The sequence below is a fragment of the Sulfuriferula sp. genome (assembly GCF_054605375.1).
The window spans coordinates 66,134-77,930 of record NZ_JBTSEG010000015.1 but is presented as its reverse complement, the minus strand read 5'-3'; the positions used below and the strand labels follow the sequence as shown (position 1 = coordinate 77,930).

At 57.4% G+C, this 11,797-nt stretch carries 15 protein-coding genes and 1 pseudogene; 4 read left to right on the top strand and 12 right to left on the bottom strand.

The window, feature by feature from the left end:
- Positions 1 to 71: 71 nt before the first annotated feature.
- The 9 genes from ACYCZJ_RS10115 to ACYCZJ_RS10075 all read right to left on the bottom strand — a co-directional run bounded on the left by ACYCZJ_RS10115 (position 72) and on the right by ACYCZJ_RS10075 (position 6,668).
- Complete coding sequence (locus ACYCZJ_RS10115; protein WP_461554096.1) at positions 72 to 1,274, bottom strand: carbon-nitrogen hydrolase family protein; 1,203 nt, start codon at positions 1,272 to 1,274, stop codon at positions 72 to 74.
- 265 nt (positions 1,275 to 1,539) lie between these two features.
- A complete protein-coding gene (locus ACYCZJ_RS10110) occupies positions 1,540 to 2,772 on the bottom strand; it encodes a hypothetical protein (RefSeq protein ID WP_461554095.1) in 1,233 nt (410 codons plus the stop codon).
- Positions 2,765 to 3,319 carry a hypothetical protein gene (locus ACYCZJ_RS10105; protein WP_461554094.1) on the bottom strand — a complete coding sequence of 185 codons (555 nt, stop codon included), beginning with the start codon at positions 3,317 to 3,319 and terminating at the stop codon, positions 2,765 to 2,767. The genes ACYCZJ_RS10110 and ACYCZJ_RS10105 overlap by 8 nt, the downstream gene beginning before the upstream one ends.
- Before the next feature lie 65 nt (positions 3,320 to 3,384).
- Positions 3,385 to 3,666: a type II toxin-antitoxin system YafQ family toxin gene (locus tag ACYCZJ_RS10100; protein ID WP_461554093.1), complete on the bottom strand. Its 282-nt coding sequence runs from the start codon at positions 3,664 to 3,666 to the stop codon at positions 3,385 to 3,387.
- Complete coding sequence (locus ACYCZJ_RS10095; protein ID WP_461554092.1) at positions 3,653 to 3,916, bottom strand: type II toxin-antitoxin system RelB/DinJ family antitoxin; 264 nt, start codon at positions 3,914 to 3,916, stop codon at positions 3,653 to 3,655. The genes ACYCZJ_RS10100 and ACYCZJ_RS10095 overlap by 14 nt, the downstream gene beginning before the upstream one ends.
- 123 nt (positions 3,917 to 4,039) lie before the next feature.
- Positions 4,040 to 4,717 carry a hypothetical protein gene (locus tag ACYCZJ_RS10090; protein WP_461554091.1) on the bottom strand — a complete coding sequence of 226 codons (678 nt, stop codon included), beginning with the start codon at positions 4,715 to 4,717 and terminating at the stop codon, positions 4,040 to 4,042.
- On the bottom strand, positions 4,710 to 5,588 hold the full coding sequence (locus ACYCZJ_RS10085) for a hypothetical protein (RefSeq protein ID WP_461554090.1): 879 nt from the start codon (positions 5,586 to 5,588) through the stop codon (positions 4,710 to 4,712). Before ACYCZJ_RS10085 ends, ACYCZJ_RS10090 begins: the two co-directional genes overlap by 8 nt.
- 155 nt (positions 5,589 to 5,743) lie before the next feature.
- Positions 5,744 to 6,424: a hypothetical protein gene (locus ACYCZJ_RS10080; RefSeq protein ID WP_461554089.1), complete on the bottom strand. Its 681-nt coding sequence runs from the start codon at positions 6,422 to 6,424 to the stop codon at positions 5,744 to 5,746.
- 10 nt (positions 6,425 to 6,434) lie between these two features.
- Positions 6,435 to 6,668, bottom strand: coding sequence for a helix-turn-helix domain-containing protein (locus tag ACYCZJ_RS10075; RefSeq protein ID WP_461554088.1), 234 nt, complete (start codon positions 6,666 to 6,668; stop codon positions 6,435 to 6,437).
- Positions 6,669 to 6,933: 265 nt separating this feature from the next.
- Between ACYCZJ_RS10075 and ACYCZJ_RS10070 the strand changes: the two genes are divergently transcribed.
- Both ACYCZJ_RS10070 and ACYCZJ_RS10065 read left to right on the top strand, forming a co-directional pair.
- Positions 6,934 to 7,311: a type II toxin-antitoxin system RelE/ParE family toxin gene (locus tag ACYCZJ_RS10070; protein WP_461554087.1), complete on the top strand. Its 378-nt coding sequence runs from the start codon at positions 6,934 to 6,936 to the stop codon at positions 7,309 to 7,311.
- Positions 7,292 to 7,627 carry a helix-turn-helix domain-containing protein gene (locus tag ACYCZJ_RS10065; RefSeq protein ID WP_461554086.1) on the top strand — a complete coding sequence of 112 codons (336 nt, stop codon included), beginning with the start codon at positions 7,292 to 7,294 and terminating at the stop codon, positions 7,625 to 7,627. Before ACYCZJ_RS10070 ends, ACYCZJ_RS10065 begins: the two co-directional genes overlap by 20 nt.
- A gap of 98 nt (positions 7,628 to 7,725) precedes the next feature.
- Here ACYCZJ_RS10065 and ACYCZJ_RS10060 read toward each other — a convergent pair whose 3' ends face one another.
- Complete coding sequence (locus ACYCZJ_RS10060) at positions 7,726 to 8,535, bottom strand: hypothetical protein (protein WP_461554085.1); 810 nt, start codon at positions 8,533 to 8,535, stop codon at positions 7,726 to 7,728.
- A 9-nt stretch (positions 8,536 to 8,544) separates the two neighbouring features.
- Positions 8,545 to 9,720: a hypothetical protein gene (locus ACYCZJ_RS10055; protein WP_461554084.1), complete on the bottom strand. Its 1,176-nt coding sequence runs from the start codon at positions 9,718 to 9,720 to the stop codon at positions 8,545 to 8,547.
- Between the two features lie 221 nt (positions 9,721 to 9,941).
- Between ACYCZJ_RS10055 and ACYCZJ_RS10050 the strand changes: the two genes are divergently transcribed.
- Positions 9,942 to 10,391, top strand: a complete 450-nt coding sequence (locus ACYCZJ_RS10050) for a hypothetical protein (RefSeq protein ID WP_461554083.1) — start codon at positions 9,942 to 9,944, stop codon at positions 10,389 to 10,391.
- On the opposite strand, the pseudogene ACYCZJ_RS10045 reads toward ACYCZJ_RS10050, so the two are convergent.
- A pseudogene (locus ACYCZJ_RS10045) lies at positions 10,388 to 11,410 on the bottom strand (IS1595 family transposase). The gene ACYCZJ_RS10050 and the pseudogene ACYCZJ_RS10045 overlap by 4 nt on opposite strands.
- 151 nt (positions 11,411 to 11,561) lie before the next feature.
- Here ACYCZJ_RS10045 and ACYCZJ_RS10040 point away from each other — a divergent pair.
- Positions 11,562 to 11,786, top strand: a complete 225-nt coding sequence (locus ACYCZJ_RS10040; RefSeq protein ID WP_461554082.1) for a DUF6471 domain-containing protein — start codon at positions 11,562 to 11,564, stop codon at positions 11,784 to 11,786.
- The last annotated feature ends 11 nt before the right edge of the window (positions 11,787 to 11,797 follow it).

Sequence of the window (11,797 nt, the reverse complement as noted above, 5' to 3'; positions counted from 1 at the left end):
GATCGGGAAAATGGGTTAAATAGGGCGAAGAACGCCAAAAGCAGTGAGGAAAATTGCATTTCCTGAGCATTTCACACTGCCGTTTGAAAATTTGAAGCGGAGCCGCCTGCCGCTGCGCGGCAGACGGCGTTGTTCAGAGCATCCTTAACCGCCCAAACCACCGGCACCCCCAGCAACCGCGCCCAGGCGCGGGTGCTGGCGAGCTGTATCCGTGGTGCGCTTGATGCGGGGGGCGCCCACCACTGGTTACCGATAGCCAGCACCACGTCAGGCCGTGCGGTCATTGCCTCGAACCACGTCCACGGCAAGACCTGCTCGACGCAAACGCTCACCCATATCCGTTTCCCGTCAACAACCGGCGCAGTTTGCCACCACGCCGGCTGCAGGCCGCCGGGCGACCAGTTGCCACCGGGCAGCAGCGCGGCGGCGTTCACCAATGGTTTGACGATGGCGTTGCCGTGGGTGACCGCAACCACGCTGTTGAACCGGATTTGCGCACCCATCAGCCAAAGCTGTCCCGGTGGAACAGCGCCAGCAAACTGGCGGCGCGTGCCGGGCAGCCAGCCGTCGATCACGGCTTCGGGCAGGACAACGATCTTTGCGCCATGGCCCTGCACCAACGCGGTTGCGATGATTGCCTGATTGTTTCGGATAGAAGCCAGCACGCTACCCCGCGCTGGCTGAATAGACGTATCCACCCCGACCCAGCCAAGCGGTAACGCAGGCGGCGTGTAGACAAGATTGGCAGCAATGGCGATTGCCCCGAGCGGTGCCAGCCAAGTGATGCGCAGCTTGGTGATGCCTACCACCACGGCCAGCAGCAGCACCAGGCCCATCCACCCCATGCCGGGAAACAGGACACCGGCGGCGCTCAGGGGCGACAGCCAGCCGATCAGGCCCAGTGGCGGTAGCGCAGTTACAGCCAGCGCGGCCAGGGTGCCGCGCCAGCCGCTTGCTAGCGCCCAGGGGGTGGCCAGCGCAGTTGAAGTGGCGACACAGGCCAGCACCCCTATCCCGGCGTGGCCGCTGCCCCAGTAGCCGGTGACGGCGCCGACAATCGAGACCGAACCGGCAGCGTAATAAGCCAGCGCCGTGAGAAAGCGCTGCAGGGGGCTTTGAGCAAGCATGACGGCGGCCATCAGCAACAGCGATGCAGCAGGCGTCCAGAGCGTGCCACCGGGCAATAACCAGTCAGTGCCGGCCAGCGCGGCGATGATGACGGGGGTAAGGGGCTTGAAGTTGGGCTGGGTTTGCATGCGCCATATCGGGAGCATGGGAAACGCTTGGCGATCTATCTGCGGCTAGGGTATCAGGCTGACGCCTGGGGGTTACTCCACGTAAGGTTTATGAGGACACACCGGTAAGTAACATGGCCCGGCCAAGTATTGGCACCCCTACATGCCAAGACTTTCCCAAGAGAATTCTGAACGATCTTTACAACGATTTTTTTAGGTTTTTTAAGGTCGGTTCACAACTCATTTGAGGCGACCATCGCATGGTTGTTGAAGGTCCGTTCAGCAGCGGTTTAGTCCCTGGCACCTAGCTGACACCCCACAGTTCATTTGCACCGGCGAGCGCACCCTTCACCAAACGTTCCTGCGGGAAGCTTTCGAGCAGGTTTAGAATCTGCTGTAGTGCGGTTTCTTTGCATTGCGCGACTTCGGCGGCGCGGAGTGTCAGGTCGTAGGCGCTCCGGATTTCGCTGCTTGCGACATCGTACGCACGCCCCGCACAAATCCAATAGAGCGCCATCAGCCCGCTATTCAGTGCGAACAGCGGCTCTGTTGCGGCAAAGTCCTCCACGCTGCGAATCAGCGTACGGTGATCCACCGGCGACTGCCGTGCGAGCTTGATCGCGAGGTCATAAAGCTTCGCGTCTTTGGCCGCGGCAAACCATTTGCCTTCCTCGCCTGGCGTGCTGGCGACCAGGTCGCCCAGAATGGTTTCCGGCTCCTTGTGTGGATATTTCCGGCAGATCGCACGAAACGTCGCGAGGTACGTGCCGGCCCGATTGGCGGCAAGCGCATAGCGTTGATATGCCTCGTCTTCCAGACCTGACGACAGGAGGATGGCTTCGCACGCTTGCGCAATTTGCCCGAATGGTTCATTCAGCCCATGCGACGCCTCAGCGTAGCGCAAGGCCTCAGCCTTGTTGCCCATCGCGACGCGCGCCTTCACCCCCCATTGGCGGTACGACCAGAATGGATACGGGCAGGTGTCCAGCAAAGCCAGCAACTGATCGTATCTCCCAGCGGCAAGTAGGGCCGACAGGCACATGAACGTTCCATGAAAATGTCCATGCGCCTCCCGGCGGCGGGACCACACCGTCTCGACGGTTTCCACCAACCGGTCGGCCCATTCCCCTGCAAGTTCCGGTGAGGCGCACAGTTCACCCCAGTGATCGCCGAGGCTTTCGATGTACGGAATATCGTCGTCGGCGTGGGCCTCGTAGAGCTGCTCCAACCATTTGCGACGTGTGGGTTCATCGGCCGGCGCCTTGGCAAGGATGGGGATCAACGTTTCGATCGCGCGGTTGACGGCCGTGCCAATGGCACCGGATGAACTGTCGATGTTCTGCAGGGCTGGGGATACTTTGGTCAGGAACAACACCGCGCCTTCTGCGGCCAGACACGCATCCTTTCGGCAGACCGTCTTGATTTCGGCAACCGCTTCCTTGACGCGGGTAATGGCAGTATCCGAGCGCCATCCAAAAGCACCTCTGCGAAAGCGCGGTGCGAAGGCCCAAACCCGCTTGTCGGCGGCCTTACTCATCCGGCGCGGTCTCGCTGTGGGGTTCGCAAATCTCCAGTTCCCGTATCTCGCCAATCGAAGCGCTGGAATCGACTACGCGATGCAACAGGCCGTAGGCAACGCGCCACTGCTGTTGCCCGCACATCAAGGTGACTGTTTTGTCGTTCAGCCGCACTATCCTGCCGCTTCGCTGTTGCTGGTTGCGATCGATGAAGCCGACAATATCACCCCTCGCGACTTCGTTGCGGCCGAGTCCCTGCTGCGGTTTTTCTCGAATATTTACGTCGGCCCCGTCGAGGTTGATGGCCGCGTACGAAATCAACCAGCGCTTCTGGGTAGTGAGCTCGAGAACGACCGCCTGCTTGCGCCGCAGTTCCAGAATCTGGCCTGGGTTGGAACGATTCGCCCGCGGATCGAAATAATGGATGGTCTGGCCGAGACGGAGCCGTGACCGAACCGCATCCATCCATCCAGGTTGGTCAAGCACGCGATCAATGGCAGCCCGCAGGCGAAACAACTCGAAGGCGGATGCGGTGTTGAGGGTGGCGATTATTTCGGAGAAGTTCATGGTCTTGTGCCCGTCGCGGCTTATACGCAACTGCTCGCCAACGCAGTTTCGTGAGCTGCCCCCTTCTACAGCCCAAGTTCGCTGTGCGAGCCGAGCCGCACAAGTCGCATGGTGTCATCGTCAGGTTTTTGGTAAATCAGCACCAGGTCAGGCTTGATGTGACAGTCCCTGTGATCTTTCCAATCGCCGGTCAGGGCGTGATCGTGGTGACGCGGTTCGAGCAGTTGATTGTTCGCCAGCGCTTCCACGACAGGGAACAGATCAATATCGAGCTTTGCACGGTGTTGGCCTTTGCCTTCACGCTTATAGTCGCGCTTGAACTGGCTGGTCCATTCAATCGTCCGCATGAAGCGCGGTCATCAATTCTGCGATGCTGTTGGCACGAGGCAGGTTCCCGGCGCGTGCCTCCTTCATTGCCGCAATAGTGGCGTCATTTGGAACCAACGGGTCGAAAGGAAGGGCGTGGTCATGCGCAACCTTGGTCAGCAACAGCCGAACCGCATCGGACACGGTAAGTCCCATAGCAGCCAGTACGGCAGCAGCCTCTTCTTTGATAGCCCCGTCAATGCGGGTCTGTACCAGCTTGTTTGCAGCCATGATCACTCATCCTTAAAAGTACTGAATTACATTGTAAGTCATGCTGAGTAATAAATCTATGGATGGGGTCGTCTCAGGAAATAAAGCACGCTAAGCTCTTTGGCACCGCTGTGAAGCCACCGCTTACCTGCGCTTGCTGCCCACCATGTCCAGCATCCGGGCCAGCGCATGCATCGCTACGGCCCGCTCCGCGTTATCCCGGTCACCGACGACCACGCCATCGGATGCAGCCAGCGTGAGCGCTTTCACTGCCTGGGCGGCGCTGGCGCGGTCCGGCCCCGGCAGCAAGCCTTGCGCATGCGTTGCCGGCAACCGTCCATTTGCGACGGCAATCTCCAGCACCTCGCGGCGGCGCTCGACGTCCCAGCCCAGCGAGGGCGACCAGGTGACCGGAACGTGGTGCGCCCGGGCGGCCTGCACCAGACGCGCGTAGGCGTCGCGGAAGGCCATGCGCGCCCCGACGCGGTCGTTGATTTCCACCAACGGCCTGGCCACAGCGAATGCCTGTTGTGTCTCCAATGTCCAGATGAAGGTTTCCGATTCCTCCATGGCCAGTATCGCCGTCGCCCACGCCTCATCGGCCAGCGGGCGGCCGTCGGCCGTTTCAATGCGCTCCAGGATGTCCGCCAGCGTCAGGCGCCGGCACTCGCGCCGCACCCGGATGAGGGCTGCACGTGACAGCTCCAGCGGATAGGCCATCAGTTCGTCCGACATCGCCAGCAGCCCGGCAGGGCGAACTTCCTGTCCCATCACCTCGGCCGCCGCCGCCAGGTCTTCAATCAGGGTTTCCTGTTTACCCATGGTGTGGCCTCCGGTTGCCCAGCATGCGTTTTGCATCCGCACTGGCATTGAAGTTGAATTGCGCGCCATCCAGCTGGCGCGTGGCCGTTTCAGTGAGCGCGCGTCCGGTCGCCCATTCGGTGCACAGCTTCTCCGCATCGCGCAGCAAGGAACCCATGGTGTGGCCCTGGCGCACATACCAGGTTGCATTGTGGGCGGTGAACCATCCGGCAATCAGCGGGGCATCCCGGAAACCGACGCGCTGGACGAATTGCTTGACCTGGCTGTTCACGGTCTGGTTGCGCACGGGTGCCACGCCGTAGCGATGCAGGTACGCTTCGAGGTAAGCTTTCCAGGTCGCTTTGCAGGCCGATTGCAGTTCGGTCTCTATCTCCCCTGCCGCATCGGCTGCAAGGCGTGCGTCAGCACGCTTGGAAATGGGTTTGGAAGTGGTTGCCGGAATTTTGGCAGCTGGAATCTTTTGATCTTGGTTGTTGGTCAGTTCAATGGTCAGTTCTTTGGTTAGTTCCTTGCGTAGCCCCGCTTCGGGGCTGGTAGTTTTCCTGGATTGGGGCTGGTAGTTTTCTCGAACTGGGGCTGGTAGTTGCTTTTCATCCAGCCCTGAATCGGGGCGGGTAGTTCCCAATCTGGGGCTGGTAGTTTGCCCGTCATCCAGCCCTGAATTGGGGCTGGTAGTGCCATCCAGCAGCACGTACTGGGCAGGCACGGCAAACCCGCCCCGCCCGGTTTTGGAGAGCCACCCGAACGCCGCCAAGGCGGCGGTGCATGCGCTGATGTGTTGGATGTGTACCGCGCTTCGTTCGGACAATGTCTGCTTGGTAGGCCAGCACACACCATCCTGGTCGGCAAAGGAAAACAGTGCACACAGCAACTTTGAGCTGACGCAAGGAGAGCCTGCGATCAGCCAGGGCTGTAATGGGCACCTTGGCAAACTTGTCGCTACGCATGCATGGTCTGCTTGCCGCGGGGGTGGTGCGTGGTGGTGGGTGTTCTGTTATCGGACAGATCAAGGGTTCAGCATGGGATTCAGTCTTGCCTGGCATATCTTCCCCCTAGCGCCGCATCGGCAAACAACCCGAGCTGGCCGGTGCAATCCGGCAAGCCCTGCACCTGTGCTGCCAGCCTGGGCAGCTGGCTTTGCCGGATCTGCTGGCCGCGCCGCCGCCCGACATACAGCAGCCCGGCGAGGCGCGCCGTGTCGGCTACCAGGCCATCGGGGGTATTCTTCTGCTCTCCCTGTTCGTCCACGTCCTGGGGGGCGGATTCCGCCTCCGCCGCGCGCATGTCCCAGTCAGACCAATTGCTATTGGGCTGCTCCGGCACCCAGTGCCCACCCAGCTTGCGCAGGTGGTACTTGTCCGCGACGTCTTTGAGGGTGATGGCGGATTTCTCACAAAAAATCACATACAGGTCGTGCAGCAAGTCGTCCTGCTCGATCGCCGGATCGGCATGCCGCACGCTGGTCAGAAAACCTTGGTACTGTGCAGCCCATGCCACCACCTCGGCTGGCATGACCGCCGCGCAGTGCGCTCGTAGAGGGGCGTTTTGCTTAGTTTGCTGCCTTGGGTATTCCTCCGTGTTTTCTAAGCAACGCAGGCTACACACTTCGGCTTGCGTCATGCCGTTGCTGTCAGTACCAACCCTGTCCTGGGGAAGCCACTCGACCGGCTGGTGGTGGTGTTTGAATCCGCTATCAGGTGCAGTCATGGTCGGCACCTCAAGCTGTTGCGCCCGTTGAGCGGGTACGGCTTTCAATCCAGGCTTCGAGGTCGGCGCGCTTGTAGCGCACTGAGCGGCCAATTTTTACGAAGGGGATGCCGTAACGCCCGGTCGATCTCCAGACTTGCAAGGTGCCGGCGGTGGTGTCGAGAAATGCTGCTGCTTCGTTTTCGTTGAAAAGTGTTCTGCCGCTTGCGATGATTTCGGCAAGTGTGGGTAATGATTCGCTCATTTTATGCGCTCCTGGTTGGTGTTAAACGGCGTTTAACCAGGAGTATTTATGAACGAGCTAGGGGGCTAGCTTGCAAGCTAGCCCCCTAAACAAGGCTGGAAGCCGCATCAATACTGGGGTTTGGATTTCATCTAGCTAGGGGGCTAGCTAGGGGCTAGCTCGCATGATGTGACGAAACCCATTGCTGATTCCAGTTCAAACCCACCATCTGTATGAGATAGGTTTGGGCACTCGCATTTGATACCATTTAAGATATAATTTTCCTATGACCACACAAGATAAACCGCTCGTCTGGATCGGTGGCAGCAAAAAAGACTTGATGGCCCTTCCTGCTGACGTGAAGAAGTTCTTCGGTCACGCCCTTGACTTCGCGCAGCGCGGAGATCAGCACGATGCCGCAAAGGTAATGAAGGGATTCGGTGGGGCCGGCGTTTTGGAAGTGCTCGAAAACGACATCGGCGGCACGTACCGCGCTGTCTATACCGTCAAGTTCGAGGAAGCCGTGTTCGTCCTTCACTGCTTCCAGAAGAAGAGCAAAAACGGAATCGCCACACCGAAAGGGGACATGGACATCATCCGCACCCGGCTGAAAGTAGCCGAGGCGCTTGCGAAGGAGCTACGAAATGAAAAAACGAATCATTAATGGCATTGAGGTCGAAATCGGTTCTGGCAATGTCTTTGCCGATCTTGGTTTGCCCGACGCCGAAAAACTCAAAATCAAGTCCGGTTTGGTGATTGAGATTACCAAGGCGGTGCGCAAACTCGGCCTCACCCAAGATGAGGCGGCTCGTCGCATGGGGATCACACAACCGAAGGTGTCCGGCATGCTGCGCGGCGACTTCGCTAACCTATCCGAACGCAAGCTGATGGACTGCTTGAACAGGCTTGGCTACGACATCGAAATCAAGGTAAAGCCCGCTGCTGAACCACTTGGACATTTGATGCTCGCTATCGCTTGATGGCGGTAAGCGTGGATGTGGTGGACGGCGGGTTGCGCCAGAACAGGTGGTGGTTTTTAACTGGAATGCGCACTTGTTCAACAATGCTGAAAAGCCAATCAGTATCTGGATCGGGGGTTTTTGGAGGCTGGTGGCTTTAATGCCGTGGTTAAGCCTATCCGTACTTTGACAGGTACACGTTTAGTCGAAACGAGCTGCTTTATACGGGAGGCAGAGATGCCTTCTTCCTTCGCCACCACTTGGATGAATGCCTTCGTACCCTTTACTTTCTCCTCGTGTACACGCGCCTTGATCCTTATGCGACGCGCCACTGGGTCTCCGGTTTCGCCCGCCGGTTTATCTACCCGGCGAATCAGCTCGTCTTTGTCCAGCGTCAGGGCATTTTCCTCGATAGCCAGCACTTCGATGAGCGGAACAGCGTGGCCGGCCAGCGCCAACATAAGGCTGTCCCCAGCCAGCAGCGTGACCGGGCTTTGGTGTTTCTTCCCCTTGAGGACACCGATATTCCACTGCTTGCCGTCCGCCGCGTGGGAAGCTGACCGGCTCAATCCAAGTAAATGGGCCAGCACATCGGCAATCAATTTGCCCGTCGTTTGCCATTGTTCTAATCTGCAAAAATCAACAGACACCCTACCCACATCATCACGCTTGTCGCATGCTATGAAAGCCCGGGCAAGCCGATTTCCTTCGGCAGGAAATACATGCAGCGGCATCAGGCAGTTTTCTTCGCAGCCGGTACATTCCACGACAGAGGCAGGTTGTGCCTGTTGCAGCATACTGGCATTGACCAGCGTCTCCAGGGCACCTGCTGGCCACGCTGCTGTTTCGTCCGCGCTGAATAAAGCCTTTGCCGCGCCTGCCCCGGCAAGCCGCTCGAGTATGGATTCGAGTAAGTCAGCGCGGGTCATGCCAGACGATCAGGGATTGATCTGCTCACGCGGTTCAATACCCGAATCAGCCAGCATCTTGCGGATAACGGCATCGCGCCCATCATTTCCGAGCGAGCAGGAATTCGGCCAGCAAACGTCGAAGCTGCGCGTGGCTGGTTTCACCTGTGGAGGGACGTGCGCAAAGGTCACTACGAGCCCTACCTGCGTGATGACGATCTGCGATAAGGTGAAAATTGTTTTCAATTTATCCAGCAAATCATAGACCGCCCTGCCGTTGTGCGTGGGGTTGGCTTCCAGTGTGATCCGTTCATTCGTCCCGAGAATCTTGAGCCGCAATTTCTTGACCGCTACCTGGGTAATACCGGATTCAGGCGGGTAGTTGAATTGCATGTCGCCCTGTTTGAGCAGGGCAAGGTCATACACGCGTTCGTCCTTGAGATGCTCCCCCAGCTCCAGGCCCAGAATCGTGTCCACAAAAAACGATTGCAATTCCGGCACCAATTTTTTGGTTCCTGCCAGAAACACGTTCAGTGTTCCCTCGTGTTGCGAATACACAAAAATAATCTCGAACGCGGGGTGGTGGGAACGCCGCCTGAATTCCTTGCCTTCCCACTCAATGCTTGAATGGGCATAGTCTTCAGGGTAGGCAAAGAAATAGTCGAGCTCGCCGCGTTTATAGCAATCTACCTTGCAGTTCTGGCCGCGTCCCTGCTTATTGTGGAAATAGTGACTCAGGTTGTTTTCCAGCTGGCGCAGGCTTGCATCGTCCACCTTGGCTGCGGCGCGAATCAGGTTTTTACGCTTGCGCCAGTAGGAGGCAGGCACCGAATCGGCATGATGAAAAGCGCTGGCGCCCTGCCAATACGTTGGGCGGTCCAGAAATGTCCAGAAGGCCTTCGCGTGAAAGCTCTCCAGTGTCGCAAACATTTCTGCCAGGTTTTCGCCGTGCCAGGCAGCCTCGTCCAGAATAGACTGGGTGCCACTTTCGCAGGACAACGCATCAATATCCTGAAAGTCACGCTCCATCTCATTGCGCACTTCCTCCGGCAGCTTGAGCCACGCGGCATAGATCGGGGTAACTTTTGTTTCGGAAAGCGCGTCGAAATCCATATCCAGCAACACGCCATGCTCGGTAAAATAGCGTTTCAGAAAGGCATTGCTGGCATTCCGAAAGAAATTTTTGGGTGAATAGTGTCTTGACATCGTCGCCTCAAGAAATCAGATTCCGCGAGAAAATTGGCCTGGCGGGTCGCCTGTAAGATAAACCGTATCATCAGTAACTCAGCAATGGTACGAAATAGGAAAGCTACACCCACTGCACATACCACGGCATTAACGCGGTATTATGTAGCAGTTGCCAAAAGAATTACCCCGCGTAAGTCCTTAATATAACACCTGTTTCTTAATTCAATAACAGGTGAATCATGGCAGAATCCCACGTTGTTTCAGGCTTGGTTGCAAAACACGCCGAGTTGGCTGGATTGATTCAGTTTCACAGGACAGAAATCGAGCGTGTCGCGTCCGATCTCAAACACCTAGACGCCACGCTCAAACTCTTTGACCCGGAAATCGACCTGCGCAGTCTCGGCACAAAGCGAGTCCATTCTTCCCGTACAGGCGGCTTTAAGCGGTTCGAGAGCCGCGAGAGTCATACTTGGGTACTGGATCAACTTAGAGAGGCAGAACAGCCCCTCACGACCGTCGCTATGGCAGAGCGGATCATTGTTGCCAAGGGCTTGGAGGATACAAAGGAGTTGCGCACGTCCATTCAGCGCACGCTGAACGGAACGCTCCGGCGCTTGGAGAAGCGCGGGCTAGTCGAGGACGCGGGACGCGCCGAGAACGGCCTGACGGTTCTTTGGCGGATCGTTTAAGCGGCCAGACGTTCGGCCTGGCGCTTGTTCCCCTGCCAGTATCCACACCAGTCACGGCTAGTTTGCGTATGAGCGCATTTTTTGGTGATGTCCTTGAAAATCGCACCATTATTCCAGCGGCGAGTGTCTTCCCGGTACGCTGCCTCATTGGCGTAGTTCGCCAAGTAGAGATTGCCGAATTTGTGCGTTTGGCCGTACTACATCCGTCGAAAGCGGGAGAAGTAGGACTCGGCCAGGTTGTTGGTCGTACCATCGTCGGCGCGGTACTCTTGGGAGTGATTCACTCGGCGGGTGTCGAACTTGGCGTGTAGCACATCATAGGCGTTGGATTCATCAGCGCAGATCACCGAACCTTTCTCCACAAACTCATTCGCCAGCTTGCTCACGTCCGCTTGATTTTCGGCCTTGATGATGAAGGTCAGGGTCTTGTTGGAACCCTTGATCAGATTCCCCGCTGTTTCCGCTTTCTGACGCATCACGAACACGCAACGCTTGTCAGGCCTCTGGTTCTCAAACAAGCGGCGGTCGATCCGTTCTGATTTCTTGTTTTTCGGGCGGACATATCCGTTGACGTAGGCACCGTCCATGTGAATTTCACCGGCCAGGGGTGCATCGTCCCGTTGTTCCATCAGTGATTCCCGAATCTTGTGCGCCATGACGAAGGCTGTCTTGTACTGGACGCCCAGGTCGCGACTCAACTGCAGGGCCGAAATGCCTTTCACGGCATTGGTATAAATGGCGATGGCAGCCAGGTACACCCGCAGCGGCAGCTTGTGATTGGCGAAGATCGTGCCGGATGTGACGGAAAACGCATGGGTACATGCCTTGCACCTCCATTGCTTCCGATCATTGCGGAAATAATGCCTGTCGATAGTGCCGCACACAGGGCAGGCTGTTTCCTCGCCTTCGCCCCAGCGCAGTTCCCTGAACACCTGGAAAGCCTGCTCGTGGGTCATTTCCATGACCTTGCGCACGGACAACGTGCGGGCTTTGGCGGAGAGAAGGAAGTGCTGGGACATGATTTACGCTCTAAATTAAACGAATATGTAGATATTATAACGAAAATGCAGAAATGCGCAATACAATAATGCGGAATATTCTACGCAATTGCAGAATGTTCGCTGATGGTGTAGAGTTTAATGAAGTAATTGCAATACGAGGAAATGCACAATGAACGATGAAGAATGGAACCGATACGCTACCAACTTGCTCAAGGTGGAGCTGGCCCGCGCTGGGATAGGCTACGACGAACTGATTAAGCGCCTCGATGCAATCGGCGTACAGGAGAGCTACAAGGGGCTGGCCGCGAAGATCAATCGTGGCACGTTCAGCCTGGTATTCTTCGCGCAGTGCATGAAGGCGCTAGAGGTTAAATCAGTGAGACTGAGTGAATAAGATCAATTTGC